Origin of the sequence: Gordonia desulfuricans NBRC 100010, from assembly GCF_001485495.1 — a bacterium.
Taxonomy (GTDB): Bacteria; Actinomycetota; Actinomycetes; order Mycobacteriales; family Mycobacteriaceae; genus Gordonia; species Gordonia desulfuricans.
Genome location: NZ_BCNF01000037.1, coordinates 14,719 through 30,210 on the forward strand (window position 1 = coordinate 14,719; position 15,492 = coordinate 30,210).

At 67.9% G+C, this 15,492-nt stretch carries 12 protein-coding genes; 1 reads left to right on the forward strand and 11 read right to left on the reverse strand.

The window, feature by feature from the left end:
- Positions 1 to 90 precede the first annotated feature (90 nt).
- The 11 genes from GD1_RS05925 to GD1_RS05975 all read right to left on the reverse strand — a co-directional run bounded on the left by GD1_RS05925 (position 91) and on the right by GD1_RS05975 (position 13,142).
- A complete protein-coding gene (locus GD1_RS05925) occupies positions 91 to 993 on the reverse strand; it encodes a PPK2 family polyphosphate kinase (protein WP_020789503.1) in 903 nt (300 codons plus the stop codon).
- 124 nt (positions 994 to 1,117) lie between these two features.
- Positions 1,118 to 2,080 carry a hydroxymethylglutaryl-CoA lyase gene (locus GD1_RS05930; RefSeq protein WP_053777411.1) on the reverse strand — a complete coding sequence of 321 codons (963 nt, stop codon included), beginning with the start codon at positions 2,078 to 2,080 and terminating at the stop codon, positions 1,118 to 1,120.
- Positions 2,077 to 3,351, reverse strand: a complete 1,275-nt coding sequence (locus tag GD1_RS05935; RefSeq protein ID WP_020789501.1) for a hydroxymethylglutaryl-CoA reductase, degradative — start codon at positions 3,349 to 3,351, stop codon at positions 2,077 to 2,079. Before GD1_RS05935 ends, GD1_RS05930 begins: the two co-directional genes overlap by 4 nt.
- Positions 3,352 to 3,502: 151 nt before the next feature.
- A complete protein-coding gene (locus GD1_RS05940) occupies positions 3,503 to 5,440 on the reverse strand; it encodes a helix-turn-helix domain-containing protein (RefSeq protein ID WP_053777412.1) in 1,938 nt (645 codons plus the stop codon).
- A gap of 36 nt (positions 5,441 to 5,476) precedes the next feature.
- Positions 5,477 to 6,382, reverse strand: a complete 906-nt coding sequence (locus GD1_RS05945; RefSeq protein WP_059036312.1) for an SMP-30/gluconolactonase/LRE family protein — start codon at positions 6,380 to 6,382, stop codon at positions 5,477 to 5,479.
- A gap of 44 nt (positions 6,383 to 6,426) precedes the next feature.
- Complete coding sequence (locus GD1_RS05950) at positions 6,427 to 7,755, reverse strand: MFS transporter (RefSeq protein ID WP_059036314.1); 1,329 nt, start codon at positions 7,753 to 7,755, stop codon at positions 6,427 to 6,429.
- 167 nt (positions 7,756 to 7,922) lie between these two features.
- Positions 7,923 to 8,762, reverse strand: a complete 840-nt coding sequence (locus tag GD1_RS05955) for an HpcH/HpaI aldolase/citrate lyase family protein (RefSeq protein WP_059036316.1) — start codon at positions 8,760 to 8,762, stop codon at positions 7,923 to 7,925.
- Positions 8,759 to 9,922 carry an acyl-CoA dehydrogenase family protein gene (locus GD1_RS05960; protein ID WP_059036318.1) on the reverse strand — a complete coding sequence of 388 codons (1,164 nt, stop codon included), beginning with the start codon at positions 9,920 to 9,922 and terminating at the stop codon, positions 8,759 to 8,761. Before GD1_RS05960 ends, GD1_RS05955 begins: the two co-directional genes overlap by 4 nt.
- A 66-nt stretch (positions 9,923 to 9,988) precedes the next feature.
- The gene (locus GD1_RS05965; RefSeq protein WP_059036321.1) at positions 9,989 to 11,380 is read right to left on the reverse strand and encodes an MmgE/PrpD family protein; all 1,392 of its coding nucleotides are present in this window, start codon (positions 11,378 to 11,380) and stop codon (positions 9,989 to 9,991) included.
- Positions 11,377 to 12,588, reverse strand: a complete 1,212-nt coding sequence (locus GD1_RS05970; RefSeq protein WP_059036323.1) for a CaiB/BaiF CoA transferase family protein — start codon at positions 12,586 to 12,588, stop codon at positions 11,377 to 11,379. Before GD1_RS05970 ends, GD1_RS05965 begins: the two co-directional genes overlap by 4 nt.
- Entirely contained in the window at positions 12,585 to 13,142 is a 558-nt protein-coding gene (locus GD1_RS05975; protein WP_059036325.1) for a MaoC family dehydratase, read from the reverse strand. The genes GD1_RS05970 and GD1_RS05975 overlap by 4 nt, the downstream gene beginning before the upstream one ends.
- A gap of 271 nt (positions 13,143 to 13,413) precedes the next feature.
- On the opposite strand from GD1_RS05975, the gene GD1_RS05980 reads away from it, so the two are divergent.
- Positions 13,414 to 15,492 (forward strand): hydantoinase/oxoprolinase family protein, encoded by a 2,079-nt coding sequence (locus GD1_RS05980; protein ID WP_059036327.1) that lies wholly within the window; start codon positions 13,414 to 13,416, stop codon positions 15,490 to 15,492.

A 15,492-nucleotide genomic window follows, 5' to 3' on the forward strand; every position in this document is an offset into this window, starting at 1 on the left:
GTCTGACCGACTCAACTCAGGTGGCAGGATGTTTGTTCCCGGGGATATTTCGCCAGGGGTGAACACGCCGGGCCGTGTCCGAACCGACGGCTACCCCTTCTCTGCGACGAGCTGCTTGCGGATGTCCCCGAGGTGGGAGCGCGTGGCGTCGTCGAGCTCCGGATAGTGCAGGCCGAGGCCGTCGAGGGTGGTGAGCAGCACCGACAGCACGGTCAGGCGCGAGAACCACTTGTGGTCGGCGGGGATCACATGCCACGGCGCCCACTCGGTGCTGGTGTGGCTGAGCATCTGCGAGAATGCGTCCTGGTAGTCGTCCCAGTAGGCGCGCTCGGCCATGTCCGACGGGGAGACCTTCCAGTTCTTCGACGGGGTGTCGATCCGGGCCAGGAAACGCTTGCGCTGTTCTTCCTTCGACAGGTGCAGGAAGAGTTTGACGATGGTGGTGCCGTTCTCGGTGAGGCGCCGTTCCCAGTCGTTGATCTCGCGGTAGCGCTCGTCCCACATCGCGTCGGGGTCGTGTCCGTGCCGGACCACCGACGTCCTCGGCCAGAGCATCTCGGGGTGCACGCGTGTGACGATCACGTTCTCGTAATGGGAGCGGTTGAACACGGCGATGCGGCCCAGCGCGGGCACCACGAGCTGGTGGCGCCACATGAAGTCGTGTTCGCGTTCGGTCGCCGACGGCGCCTTGAAGGAGTACACGTCCACGCCGACCGGATTGAGACCGGACATGACGTGCTTGATGGTGGAGTCCTTGCCGGCGGCATCCATCGCCTGCAACACCACCAGGACGGCCCGACCCGACTGCGCGTACAGCTTCTCCTGGAGTTCGAACAGGCGCGTCTTGGCCTCCTCCAACGCCTCTGCACCCTGCGCCTTGGTCATCCCGCTCGGCTTGCGCCCCGGATCGAAGTGGGCGGTCAGGTCCACGTGCCGGCCGGGCTTCACGACACTCTTGTGTGCCAGCTTCGCGTAGTCGATTCCGGATCCCATGCGCACGCCCCTTCGTGTCCGGGCGACGCCGAGCGGTGCGCCCTCGGATACACCGGACCTTAGCGTCGGGATGTGACGAGCACACGTGCCCGACGAACCCGTGTCGCAAACTGGTCGGTACGCGTCACGCACCCGAGGTCAGCGCTGCCACCACCGGCGACACAGGTGGATGCCCCACATGCGTGCTCATCCACATCGAAGTCCGGACCAGTTCCTCCAGATCGATCCCGGTGTCGATGCCGAGCCCGTGCAGCATCCACACCAGGTCCTCGGTGGCCAGGTTCCCGGTCGCGCCCTCGGCGTACGGGCATCGTCCGAGACCGCCTGCCGAACTGTCGAACTCGGTGATCCCGTACTCGAGGGCGGACAGAACGTTGGCGAGTGCCTGACCGTAGGTGTCGTGGAAGTGCACCGCGAGCCGGTCGGCCGCTATCCCGGCCCGACCGAGTTCGTCGAGCAACGCCAGAACGTGGCCGGGTGTGGCCACGCCGATGGTGTCGCCGAGTGAGATCCCTGCACACCCCATCTCCAGGAGTTGCCGGGCAATCGCGACCACCTCACGCGGGGACACACGCCCCTCCCAAGGGTCCCCGAAGCACATCGAGATGTATCCGCGCACAGCGATTCCCGCCGCGCGGGCCCCGGCGATCACCCGACTCGCATCCGCGAGGGCTTCTGCGACGGTTGAGTTCAGATTCCGACGGGCGAATGTCTCGGTGGCAGAGACGAAGACCGCGATCTCACGCGCACCTGCGGCGATCGCCCGGGCGAGGCCGCGGGCGTTGGGCGTCAACACCACCGACCGCAGCCCGTCGGTGTCGAGCACACCCTCGGTGCGTAACCGATCGAGGAGCACCTCGGCGTCGGCGAGCTGCGGCACCCAGCGCGGGGAGACGAAGCTGGTGATCTCGAGGGTGCTGATCCCGGCCCCGATGAGCCGGCGACAGTACTCCGCCTTGATCTCGACCGGGACGGTCGTCGCCTCGGCCTGCAGACCGTCGCGCGGCCCGACCTCGTACACCGTCACACGCCGGGGCAGACCGGCACGCGGATGGACGTCGGGGAACGCGGATCCCACTGCGGTCATCGCCCCGACCGGAGCTCGGCAAGGATCTCCTGGGCGTGCTCGGCGCGGATGTTGCTGTCGTCGACAAGCCGTCGGACGACGAGATCCAGCTCGCTCGACGTCGCACCCGCAGTCGCGGCGATCGTCCGGGCGTGCAGGCTCATGTGTCCCCGCTGGATTCCCTCGGCCGCCAGGGCCCGGCAGGCACCGAGGTTCTGGGCGAGTCCGACCGCGGTGATGATCTCGGCCAGTTCGGTCGCCGTCTCGACACCGAGGATCTTGATCGTGGTGCGCGCCACGGGATGCACCTTGGTCGCCCCGCCGACGAGTCCCACCGCCATCGGGGTCTCCAACACACCCGACAGGTTGCCGTCCGGTGTCTTCTCGAAGTGTGACAGTGCGGTGTAGCGTCCATCGGAACCGACTGCATGCGAATGACATCCGGCTTCGACGGCCCGGGTGTCGTTGCCCGTGGCGAGGACCACCGCGGTGATGCCGTTCATGATGCCCTTGTTGTGGGTCGCGGCACGGTACGGGTCCGCCTCGGCGAATGCCGATGCGGCGACGATGTTGTCGACCACCTCCGCACCGCCGAGGAGATCCTTGTCGAAGACCGCTCGCGCACGGACCACACGCAGATCGGCCTTGTTGGTGAGAATCCGCAGCAGCGGCCGTCCGCCCGCGATCTCCGCCAGCCGGGGTGCCACGGACTCCGCCATGGTGTTGACCGCGTTGGCGCCCATGGCATCACGCACGTCGACGACGAGGTGCACCACGACGTGGGTTCCGGCACGGGTCGGCAGGATACGCACGGTCAGATCCCGCACTCCCCCACCGAATTCCACGAGCATCGGATCGAGGGAATCGGCGGCCGCGATGATCTCGGGTGCCGCCTCGAGGATGCGTAGCCGGGCCGCCTCCGGGTCCGCCACGTCCAACAGCTGCACCTGCGCCTGCATCACCGGACCGGTGTGGGAGGTGTGGAAACCACCGTGCACCCGCGCCATCCGTGCGGCGTTGCTGGCCGCGGCGATCACCGACGGCTCCTCGGTGGCCATCGGCACCAGGCGATCGATCCCGTTGACGGTGAAGTTGGTGGCCACTCCCACCGGTACCGCCAGCGTACCGATGACGTTCTCCACCATGTGGTTCGCGGACTCGACACCGAGACCGCCGGCCGGGTCGAACACTCCCATCTCGGCGGGGTCCACACCACTGTTGGCGGCGACGGTCTCGCGGCGTTGCGCGATGGTGCTGTCCTTGAATCCAGAGAGTCGGCTCGTGGTGCTCACTACGTTTCCTCCACAACATGTTTCATCGAGTGGCGCAGATACACCAGATCATGATCCGCGCGGGTCACCCCCCAACGCTAAGTCCCACCGCGACGACGATTCCATGTGACGATGACACATCAAACCGCCCGATCCATGTGGTGTCGACCCACTATCCGCGGCTGTCGCCGAGTCGGTGCCCACGGAGTTCCTCCAGCCGGACCGCCGCCGAGATCCGGAACAGACGTTCGTCATCACGCCAGTTGTCCCCCAGCAGTTTTCGTATCCGTTCGAGTCGCTGCAGGATGGTGTTCGGGTGATAGTTCAGCACGCGGGCGGTCTTGGTCGGCGAGCCCTCGTTGCGCACGAAGGCACGCAGCGTGGTGACCAGGTCGGTGTTGTGGGCCGCGTCGTAGTCCAGCACGGCACCGATGGCGGCGTGGACGAATCGATCCACACCATCGGGATCGTGGGCGAACAGGACCGAGAACAACTCGTAGTCCCGGGTGTCGACGGCACCGTCGACGATGCCGAGCACATCGACCAGTGCGGCGGTACGCAGCGCGGCGTCGAAGGCGCGCGGAAGACCGTCGGGCGACGCGGCCACGGGAGGTGCGATGACCAGGACCGGAGCGCCCGTCGCCGCCGACATCGACCGGTGTACGGTCTGCGCGGCCGTCACCGGATTCTCGGAGACCATCACGGCGACAACGGTTCCGTCGACCTCGGCGACCAGGAGGGGATCGGCGTCGATACCAGCGAGGTGCCGCGCCAGCAACGTACGCCGCTCGGACTCGATCCCGAACACCAGCACGGTGTTCAGCCTCGACGGATCGACACCGCGATGACGCAGTCGACGGTCGAGATCTCGCCTGCGGGCCGGCGCCGGGTCCAGCAGATCGGCCACCAGCTCGGCTCGAGTGCGTCCCTCGGCATCGTCTGCCGCATTCTGCTGCAATGTCATCAGCGAACACACCTGCGCGGCCCGCTCGATGGTGCGTCGGTCCACCGCCCCGAGCTCGAGTTCACCGTGGCTCAGCAGTACGGCTCCGTAGTGGTCGGCTCCCACCGTGATCGCCGCCAGCGCCTCGATGGACGATCCCGACGATGACTCGACCTCGCAACAATGTCCGGAGCGCCGGCTGGCCACCAGCGCAGCGCGGGCCCCGGGGCCGGTGACGTCGTCGGCGCGAAGCCGCGTCGCATCACCGGCCGATGCGATGACACGATCACCGGCGTCGACGATGGCCACTCCACGCCCCAGCGATGCGGCCAGGGTCTCGGCGACCGCGGGGAACCCCTGCCCCGACAGCACCGCCTGGATGAGTTGCTGGTGAACCACATTGGACCGGTCACGCTCCTCCACATGCTCGGTCAGCCGCGCGAAGGCCGTTCGCGCCTCGTCCTCGGATTCCCTCAGCTGCTTGAGGATTCCCGCCGTCTGCATGACCACCGACGCATGGTCCGCCAACGCCGACAGCAGGGCGATCTCCTCGGCGGTGAACACGTGCTCGTGGCGTGTCGCCGCGAACAACACGCCCAGCACCTCGTCGTCGGCGAGGAGCGGCACCCCCAGAATGGACACGATCCCCTCCGCGGTCACCGCATCGTCTATGCCCGAATCGTGTGGGTCCCCGCTGTATTCGGCATACCGTTGCGTCCATTGCGCGGTCCGTGACGCGGCGATCCCGGAGGCCAGACCCATCCCCGGTGGCACCCGCAGGCTCTGGAACTGCGGGGTCACCGCCCCGATCGTCTTGCGGACGTTCAGTTCGTCCGACGACGGGTCGAACTCGGACAGATAGGTGACATCGGTTCCCATGATCTGGTGGGCACGCGACACCAGCCGCACCAGCAACGTGTCGAGGTCTCGGGACTCGGCCAGTTCGCGGGCGCTGGAGAACAACGCCGACAGCTCGTGTTCGCGACGTCGCAGACGTGTGAGTTCGGCGCGGAGACGATCGACGGCCCGGATGACCTCGGCGCGCTCGGCGGCGGGCACGTCGAGGTGGTCCAGACCGGTGCCATGATCGGCGGTTCCGGCCTCACCGTCGACGATGTCGGTGAGCAACGCGGCGATCACGGCCGACGATGACGGGGAGTCGTGCATCCCTTCACCCTGCCCCATCGACCGCCGCGCAGGCGATCACCGTCCGCCGACGCCGACCGTGACGGTCTCCAGACGGCCGCCCCGGCGGGTGCCCGCGACGTTCGGGTTGGACGACTCGGCGGTGCAGCACACCAGCGTGCGCAGGTCGTCGCCGCAGAAGCCCACGGCGAAACACGGCTGCGAGGTCGTGACCACCTCGGTCAGCGTGCCGGTGGCGGCGTCGAACCGCAGCGCCCGGCCCGAGACCGGATCACTGACCCAGATCCCGTCCGCTGCATCCACGCAGATCCCGTCGGGGAGCACCGCGGCGCCGTCGACCCCGGCGGTCGACAGGTCCACGACGGTGCGTCGTTCCCCCAACGCGCCGTCCGCACCGACGGTGAATCCGGTCAGAGCGGCGCCCACCGTCTCGGCGATCACCAGCGTGCCGTCGGCCAGGGTCACCGTCCCGTTGGGGAAACGGAGACCGGTTGCAGCCACCTCCGCCGATCCATCCGGATCGACTCGGATGAGATCTGCCGTCGGAGGATTTGCGCCGGGACCGAAGAGCGGATCTGCCGCGGGATCGGCCTCCAGCTCGGCGTAGAAGTCGAATCCGAAGGTCCCGACCCAGGCCCGACCCGCCGTGTCGACGAGCATGTCGTTGGTCGCCCCGCGGGCGAGACCGCTCAGATCGGCGTGGCACGAGGTGGTTCCGTCGGCGGCTACGGCGAGTACCCGTTTGTCGCGCATCGACACCACCAGCTGGGTGCCATCCGGAAGCCAGCCCATGCCCGACGGCTGGCCGGGGACCTCGGCCACCACTTCGGTGGTGAAGGTGCTCGGGTCCACGGCCAGGAGCTGGTGTGCGTAGAAGTCCGAGACGTACAGGCGGCCATCGGGGCCGGTGGTCGGCGATTCGGCGAAATGCAGTCCGGTCACGGCAATCTCGGTCGAGACCATGATGTTCTCCAATCCTCGGGTACAGGGTGGGGCGGTGCGGTCGGTCAGCGGGCGATCTCTTCCAACGTGGCGCCCGGGGCCACCCGCTTCATGCCCAGAGCACAGGCGGCGGCGATCAACGGGCAGATCACCAGCCAGATGGTCAGTGTCCATGCGAACCCGATCCCGTTGAACATCCGGGGTCCGGCGAGACCCGCGGCGACGAATCCGACCCATTCCATACCGGCGACGAGGTTCGCGCCGGTGGCACGCACCCGCGTCGGGAAGACCTCGGCGGCAAAGCCTGCCGCGGCGGTGATGTGGCCGAGAGTGAAAAAGTACACCATCGAGTAGAAGATCGTCAGCGCGATCACGTCGCGGCCGGCGAATGCGAGGAGGGCACCGGACCCCGCGCCGAGGATCAGCCACAGCGCGGCGGCCTCACGTCGGCCGATACGGTCACCGACAACCGAACTAAGGTAGTAGCCGACCGCGGCGATGCCGGTGGCGATGGCCGACGACACGTACAGGTTCTCCATCGAGACGCCGTAGTGGGTGTAGACCAACGGCAGGTAGCTGAGGATGCCTGCGACGCCGAAGGCATAGACGAGATGCCAGGTCGAGGCCAGAATCGACGAGCGACGAAGGTCCGCGGCGAACAGCTGGCGGAATCGGCCCGGGGCGGGCGAGGACGTGGTGGTCACCGCCTCGGAGTGGAGCCGGAACCGCTCGGTCTCGTCGACCCCGCGACGTGCCCACAGCAACAGGAAGATTGGGATCACGCCGACGACGAACAGCCAGCGCCAGCCGAAGTTGGGAACGATCAGCCAGGACAGCAGCGAGCCGGCGAAGAACCCCAGCGGGTAACCGATCTGGGCGAATCCGATCAGTCGTCCACGGGAGCGGGCCGGCGACTCCTCGGCGACCATCACCTGGCCGGCCATCCACTCGGTGGTGGCCCCGGCCTGGGTGATCGCCCGGCCCAGCAGCAGGATCATGAAGCCACCGGCGCCCGCGGTGACGAGACTGCCCAGTGCCGCGGCGAACATGCACAGCTGGAACACCGGCTTACGCCCGAACCGGTCCATGAACGGCCCGGAGATGATGGTGGAGATTGCACCGACGGCGTAGATGATCGCGTACAGGTTGCCGATGTCGTTGTCGGAGAGACCCAGATCCTCTTGCAGCAGTGGGTAGTTGAGATTGAACAGACTGCCGTCCATGTTGACCAGCAGCCAGCCGCCGAGCGAGAGCAGGGTGATCTGCCATGCCCTTCGGTTGACGCCTCTGATCAGAAGGCCCGGTCGTCGCCGAGCGGTGGAGTCCACCGGACCCGACGGGGCCTGCCGGTCACCGGATGTCGCGGGCACGGCCGCAGGAACCTCATTCGACATGAGCTGCCCTTCTTGCTGTTCACCGCCCCAGATCAGGGGGTGCGTACTCGTCGCTCGCCAAGTGGCGGCCATCACAGGCTAAGCGGACGAACACGAACGCAATATGGGTCGAGGCCCCATCGAAGACCGATTGTTGTGGGCCCAGAACACATGCCGATCGGCGACGATCAGCCGCGGCCCCGGGCGAGCGTGCGGCGGGCGATACGGGCCACCGCCTCGTCCACGAGCCGGCCGCTGCGGTCGGTGACCGCGGCCCCGCCCGCGGCACCGAACGCGGCCAGCACCTCCCGCGCACCGGCGATCTCGTCGTCGGACGGGGCCATCCCGGCGCGGGCGGGCGGGATCTGCCGTGGATGGATGCAGGCCCGGCCGAAGAAGCCCAGACCGGTCAGGCGTCTGGTCTCGGCGGCGAACGTCTCCGGGTCGTCGATCACCGGCGACGCCGCACCCAGCGGCGGGCGGATCCGGGCGGCAGCAGAGGCTGCCACCACTTGCGAACGAGCCCAGAGTAATTCGTTCCCGACGACGGGAGACACCCCGAGATCGGCAGCGAGGTCGACCTCACCGATCTGGACGAATGTCACGCGCGCGGCCGCCGCGATCTGCACGGCGTTGCACAGCCCGGCACCGGTCTCGATCAACGGCGAGACCGGTGTTCGCGGCCGGCCCCAACGATTCTCGAGCTCGGTGAGCACCTGGTCCACGCGGTGCAGGGTCGCGGCGTCGTCACATTTCGGGAGCCAGATCCCGTCGGCACCGGACCGGACGGCCATGGCCAGGTCGTCGAGGAGTTCCGTCCCGGGGTTGACCCGCACCCACGCGCCCGCCGCCGACCGCTCACGCGACCCGAGCCACCGCCCCGCGGCTGCGCGAGCGGTGTCCTTGGCCGCCAACGGGACCGCGTCCTCGAGGTCGAGGACCACCGCGTCGCAGCCCGACACCGCTGCCTTGTCGAACCGTTCGGGACGATCGGCGGGAACGTAGAGGAAGATCAGCTCCGTGGTCATCCGACCGTCACGGTGCCGTTGACCAACGACTTGGCGATCACCGTACGCATGATGTCGTTGGTGCCCTCGCCGATCGACATCAGCGGTGCGTCACGGTAATAGCGCTCGACGTCGAACTCGGTGGAGTAGCCGTAACCGCCGTGGATGCGCATCGCCTCGAGGCTGGCGGTGATCGCGGTCTCGGAGGCGAAGTACTTCGCCATCCCGGCCTCGCCGTCCACTCGCGCCCCTGTATCGGCCTTGGCCGCAGCCCAATACGTCATCAGTCGGGCGGCCTGCAGCTGGGTGGCGATGTCGGCGAGTTTCAGCTGGATGGCCTGGAAGTCGGCGATGGGCTTGCCGAAGGCATGACGGTCGCGGGCATAGGTCAGCGCGGCGTCGTAGGACGCCTGGGCGATCCCGACGCTACGGCCGGCGATGTTGAGCCGGCCGATCTCCAGACCGGACAGGGCCTGCTGCATTCCGCGGCCCTCGACCCCGCCGAGGAGGGTGGAGGCCGGGACGCGGACCTCGTCGAGCAGGATCTCGCACGACTCGGTGCCCTTGTAGCCGAGCTTGCCGAGGTCGCGCTGCACCTCGAACCCGGGCGTGGTGGTGTCGACCAGCAGGATGGCCATCCCCTTGTGTGCCGGCGAGGCCGACGGGTCGGTCTTGACCAGCACCGGCAGCACGTTCGCATGGCGGGCGTTGGTGATCCACGTCTTGGTGCCGCGGATGACGTACTCGTCACCGTCACGGGTGGCGGTGGTGGCGATACCCTGCAGATCGGTACCCGCACCGGGCTCGGTGAGACCGATACCGGTGCGGCATTCACCGCTCGCCAGTCGCGGCAGCCACTGCTGCTTCTGCTCTTCGGTACCGTGCCGGGCGATCATCCAGCACGCCAGATTGTGACTACCGAGGATGCCGGCGACACCCATCCAGCCGCGGGCGATCTCCTCGTAGACGAGCGTGAACGACACCATGTCGAGTTCGAGACCGCCGTAGGCCTCGGGCGTGGTGATGCCGAACAACCCCATCTCCCGCATCCGGGCGACGATCTCGGTGGGATAGCGTCCGGTGCGCTCCCACTCGTTGGCGACCGGGATGATCTCCTTGTCGACGAGTTGGCGAAGCGCCGACCGGAAGTCGCGCTGCTCCTCTGTGAAGCTGAAATCCATTGCATCATCCTTGATCTGGAGACATGTCCGAAGAGCCCGCCGGCATGACCGGCAGGCGGGGGGAGGCTACGGTCGGTGACCGGCGACGACGGCGGCCGCGAGGGTGAGGATCGGATGCACCGACGGCGCATCGGCCAGGCCGGTGACCACCTCGACGAGGTTCCGTGCGGGCTCGCCGTCACCGGTGTTGGCCAGGAACTTCTCCGCAACCGCGGCATGGTCCATCGGATTGCCGGAAGTGCCACGGCTACAGTCGACCTCGCCGACGATCTCGACGCCGTCGAGCAAGGTGATCACCGCGCGGCCCTTGGCGTCGGCGGCCGGGCGGGCGTCGGGCACGGTGGAGATCTCCACCTTTCCGGCGGTGGCGGCCACCTCCGGGCGCGCGATGGAGTTCTCGTCGTAGGTGTCCACGGTGACCGCCCCGTCGTGCACGAGTGCGGCGACACTCCACGGCAGGTCGAACTTCGCGTCGTAGACGCTGCGCGGACCCCGTGTGCCGGTCCCCGGTCCGCACACGATGGCCACGCTGTCGGGATGGACGTCGACGGCGATGGACGCGATCTGTGCGGCCGAGACCGCGATCCCCGAGGTACGTGCATCGGCCAGCGCGCGGCCGACGGCGTCGAGAGTGGCATGCATCAGCTGGCAGCTGGGATACGGTTTGATACCGATACTCGCACTCTCCCAACGGGTTCCGAGTTCGCCTACCACCACGTCGGGATCCACGTCACGATCGGCGAGGGCCCGGTACAGACCGCGCCGACCCTCGAGCACGGACTCCGGGCCACTGGCACCGGCGAGCGCGAGCCGCGCGGCGAGGACACCGGCGAACCCGGCGTTGCCCGGATGCAGGGTCTTGGTGTTGGCGCCGGTGTCGAGGAACTCGAGCAGGCCGCCCGACGACGACGCGGCGATCCCGAGCGCATCGGTGAGGGCGTCGGCGTCGGCTCCGTAGAGCAGACCCGCCGCGAGGGCACCGGCCAACGGGCCGACCACCGCGGTGGCGTGCAGTCCGCGGGCATGGAATCCGTGCGGTACCGCCGCGCCGAGACGGCAGGCCACCTCGAGCCCGGCGATCAGTGCGGTGACCGCCTGCGCGCCGGTGGCGTCGACCTCCTCGGCCACCGCCAGCACGGCCGGGGCGACGACGGTCGTCGGGTGCACCAGCGCACCGGCGTGGGTGTCGTCGAAGTCGAGGGTGTGCATCAGGACGCCGTTGGCGTACGCGGCGGCCGGCGCCGAGATCGCGGTGACGTCCCCGAGCGGATGCGCTTGGGCGGGGCCACCCAGCCCCTGTGCGACGGCCAGCCCGGGACCTCCCTGGTCACGGCGTCGTGCGCCAATCCCGTTGCCCACGCCGTCGAGCAGGTGCCGCAGCGCGGCCCGACGGGTGGTCTCCGGCACGGCACCCACGTCGAGTCCGGCGGCCCACTCGGCGAGGCGGCGCGCGGTCATGCCGTCTCCTGCACGATCTTCCCGAAGGCACCCGCGTCGACCAGGCCGCGAATCTCGTCGGCACTGTAGCCCAGCATGGTCATCACCTCGTCGAAGTTCTCGTTGCGGTGCGGTGCGCGACGGTAGCGGACCGGATCGTCACCGAACCGTACCGGGGAGGTCACCTGCCGCACCTCACCCCACACCTCGTGGTCGGTGGTCGCGATGAGCCCCCGGGCCACGGTGTGTTCCTCGGTGAGCGCCTGCTCGACGTCGTTGATCGGCCCGGTCGGCACACCCGCCGCGGTCAGCAGCGACACCCAGTGATCCACCGAGTTCTCGGCAAACCGGTTCTCCAGCAACGGAAGCAGATCGTCCTTGTGCTCACCACGCGCGGTGAAGTCGACGAACCGCGGGTCGTCGAGCAGATCGGCCAGACCGATCGCCTCGACCAGGCGCACCCAGAACTTCTCTTTGGCGCATCCGACGACGAACCATCCGTCGACGGCCTCGAAGGCCTGGAACGGCACCAGCGACGGATGAGCGGAGTTCTTGGTCCGGACCGGCCGGAAGCCGGCGTTGAGATGCCAGGCCGCCGGGTAGGTGAGCATCGAGATCGCCGTGTCGTACAGCGACACATCGCAATCACCCCCGACACCGTCACGCCGCGCGGCGTGCAGGCCGGCCATCAGACTCAGTGCCGCCACGTACCCACCGCAGAAGTCCACCAGGGACAGACCGGATTTGGTCGGCGGACCGTCCGGGTCACCGGTCAGGTCCATCCAGCCGGCCAGCCCCTGCAGGATGTAGTCGTAGCCGGGCTGTCGTGACCGCGGTCCGGTCATGCCGAAACCGGTGAGACTGCAGCAGACGATGGCCGGGTTGAGGTGTTTGAGGTCGTCGTAGGTGATCCGCATCTTCGCGGGCACGTCCCCGCGGAGATTGGAGTACACCGCGTCACTCGTGGCCACCAGATCCTCGAAGACCTTGCGGCCCTCCGGGGTTCCCAGATCCAGCGACAGGCTGCGCTTGTTCCGGTTGAACGTCTCGAAGAACAGCGAGTCCTCACCGGAGTTGTACGGCGGTACATAACGCCCCACGTCGCCGCCGGACGACGGCTCCTCGATCTTGAGGACGTCGGCACCGAGATCGGCGAGGTGTACGCTGCCGAACGGGCCCGCACCGTACTGTTCGATCGCGATGATGCGGACGTCCTCGAGTGGCCTCATCGGTGCCCCTCGGCCGCGGCGGGTGCGGCGAGTTCGGTCAACGACGGCGCCTTGACCTCCGGGAAGTAGTTCTGACCGATACCGCTCTCGCGCGTGGCCACCATCACCGACCGCTTCCAGGAGACGACCACCTCGCCGTCCTGGTTGATCCCGCGGGTCACCATCGAGACGATGCCTGCATACGGCCGCGACTGCGACAGGCGCAGATCGGTGCAGATGCTCTCGGCGTAGATCGTGTCCCCCACATAGACCGGGTGGGCCAGCGTGACATCGGTGAACTGCAGGTTGGCCACCGCGTTCTGGCTCATGTCGATCACCGAGAGTCCCAGGACCAGTGCGATGGTCAGGCCCGAGTTGACGATGACCTTGCCGTCGGTGATGGGGTTCTGCCGGGCCAGGTGCTCGTTGAAGTGGTTCTGGTTGGTGTTCATCGACAGGCAGGTGATCCACGCGTTGTCGGTGTCGGTGATCGTGCGGCCCATCGGGTGCTGGTAGACGTCGCCCACGACGTAGTCCTCGAAGAAGCGCCCGAGTGTGGCGGGGTGGGTGGTCAATGGTCCTCCTGAAGGTGCGGCGTCGGAGAGCGACGCATCGCCGTGACGCGGCCCACCGTAAACCTCTGATCTTTTACGAGTCAAGGCGTGGGCGATGCAGGCAATTCTTGAAATATTCGGCTAGGGGTTGCCGTAAACCTCCGATGTATTGCAAGATTTTCGGCGAGCACATGTATGGCTCAGATCACTCCCGTCAGTGAGCACCACCCCGACCCGGGCACCACCCCGGTCCGGGTCGGGGTGTCGGCGTTGGAAGAGGAAGCGAGTTTCGATGAAGCGAATCGGCGTGGATGTGGGCGGCACGTTCACCGACCTGGTCCTGTGGGACGACGACGGGACGGTGACGGTACACAAGACGCCGTCGACCAACCACGACCCCTCGATCGGCACGATGGACGGCATCGAGGTGCTCGCCGAGCGCGCGGGAATCGACGTCGCCGACATCGAGATGTTCTTCCACGGGACCACCGTGGCCACCAACATCGTGCTCGAGCACAACGGCAGTGACGTCGGCATGATCACCACCGACGGCTTCCGCGACCTCCTCCACATCGCCCGCAAGAAGCGGCCCCTGAACTACTCCAACTACCAGGATCTGCCCTGGCAGAAGTGGCAGCTGGTCCCCCGCCGCAACCGGCGCACCGTCCCCGAGCGGATGGACGCCGCCGGCACCGTACTGACCCCGCTCGACGAGGACGCCGTCCGCCGCGAGGTGGCCCTGCTCCGCGAACGGGGGGTCGAGGCGATCGCCGTGGCCTTCCTGCACGCCTACCGCAACCCGAGCCACGAGCAGCGGGTCCGCGAGATCATCGCCGAGGAGTACCCCGGGGTGTTCGTCTCGCTCTCCAGCGACGTCGCCTCCCAGTACCGCGAATACGAACGCTTCTCCACCACCGCACTCAACGCCTTCGTCGGCCCCAAGACCTCCCGCTACATCGAGAACCTGGCCGGCAAGGCCAAGGCCGGCCGGGTCGGCGAGGACGTCCACCTGATGACCTCCGCCGGTGGCCTGGTCACCTCGCGCAGCGCGAGCGAGGTGCCGGTGTCGCTGCTGACCAGCGGCGTCGTCGCAGGTCTGCTCGGCGGCTGTTTCATCGGCAAGGCGTCGGGCTACCCCAGCGTCATCACCCTCGACGTGGGCGGCACCTCCGCCGACATCGGCGTGGCCCCCGACGGCAAGCTGCGGATGAAGCACCTGCTCGACACGCGGATCGGCGACTACCACGCCATGGTCCCGATGGCCGAGGTCGACACCATCGGTGCCGGCGGCGGCTCCATCGCGAGCATCGACGAGGGCGGGATGTTCCGCGTCGGCCCCCGCAGCGCCGGGGCCACCCCCGGACCCGCCTGCTACAACCGCGGCGGCACCGAACCGACATCGACCGACGCGATGGTCGTGATGGGCTGGCTGCGCGAGGACAGCTTCCTGTCGGGAACCATGGAGGTCAAGACCGAACTCGCCACCGAGGCGGTCCGCACCCACATCGCCGACAAGCTCGGCGCCGACCTCGAGCATGCCGCGATGGGCATCTTCCAGATCCTGGCCCACTCGATGACCGAGGCCATCTCGCTGCATTCGGTGCGCAAAGGCTATGACCCCCGCGACTTCTCGCTGGTGGCCGAGGGCGGGGCCGGCCCCCTCTACGCATGGCAGATCGCCGAGCACCTGGGTATCCCCCGGGTCATCGTCCCCGGTCATCCCGGTATCACCTCGGCAGTCGGTCTGCTGACCACCGACGTGCGTTACGAAGTGCCCACCACCGTGTGGACCTCTTCTGCCGAACCCGATCTCGACCTCCTGCGCCGGGAGATGGACCGGCTCTCCGCACAGGCCGTCGACCAACTGCGTGCCGACGGCATCGCCGACGACGACATCACCCTCGAGTACAGCGTCGACTGTCGTTATGTCGGACAGGGTTACGAGTTGCGCGTACCCGCTCCCGGCGGCGAGGTCACCGCCGACTGGGTCGAGCAGACCGCGGCCACCTTCCACGAGGTACACGGGCGCACCTACTCCCAGCGTTTCGACGACAAGCCGGTGCAGCTGGTCAACCTCCGCGTCACCGGAGTCGGTGCCGTCGAACACATCCGGATCGCCGAGATCGAGAAGGGCGGGGCCGACGCCTCCGCCGCCGTCAAGGCCACCACCCGGGCCCTGTTCTGGAAGAACGACTCCGCCGATCCCGAGTGGGTCGAGACCCCGATCTACGACCGCGCACTGTTCAAGGCGGGCAACACCTTCGAGGGTCCCGCGATCGTCCAGCAGCTCGACTCGACGACGATCGTCGGCATCGGACAGAAGGCCACGGTCGACGCCGTGGGTCACATCATCATCGAGAGGAGCGCCTGA

Excerpts from the sequence above, each read along its gene's own strand:
- GD1_RS05925 (WP_020789503.1), bottom strand. The coding sequence starts at position 993 with ATGGGATCCGGAATCGACTACGCGAAGCTGGCACACAAGAGTGTCGTG.
- GD1_RS05930 (WP_053777411.1), bottom strand. The coding sequence starts at position 2,080 with ATGACCGCAGTGGGATCCGCGTTCCCCGACGTCCATCCGCGTGCCGGT.
- GD1_RS05940 (WP_053777412.1), bottom strand. The coding sequence starts at position 5,440 with ATGCACGACTCCCCGTCATCGTCGGCCGTGATCGCCGCGTTGCTCACC.
- GD1_RS05945 (WP_059036312.1), bottom strand. The coding sequence starts at position 6,382 with ATGGTCTCGACCGAGATTGCCGTGACCGGACTGCATTTCGCCGAATCG.
- GD1_RS05950 (WP_059036314.1), bottom strand. The coding sequence starts at position 7,755 with ATGTCGAATGAGGTTCCTGCGGCCGTGCCCGCGACATCCGGTGACCGG.
- GD1_RS05955 (WP_059036316.1), bottom strand. The coding sequence starts at position 8,762 with ATGACCACGGAGCTGATCTTCCTCTACGTTCCCGCCGATCGTCCCGAA.
- GD1_RS05960 (WP_059036318.1), bottom strand. The coding sequence starts at position 9,922 with ATGGATTTCAGCTTCACAGAGGAGCAGCGCGACTTCCGGTCGGCGCTT.
- GD1_RS05965 (WP_059036321.1), bottom strand. The coding sequence starts at position 11,380 with ATGACCGCGCGCCGCCTCGCCGAGTGGGCCGCCGGACTCGACGTGGGT.
- GD1_RS05970 (WP_059036323.1), bottom strand. The coding sequence starts at position 12,588 with ATGAGGCCACTCGAGGACGTCCGCATCATCGCGATCGAACAGTACGGT.
- GD1_RS05980 (WP_059036327.1), top strand. The coding sequence starts at position 13,414 with ATGAAGCGAATCGGCGTGGATGTGGGCGGCACGTTCACCGACCTGGTC.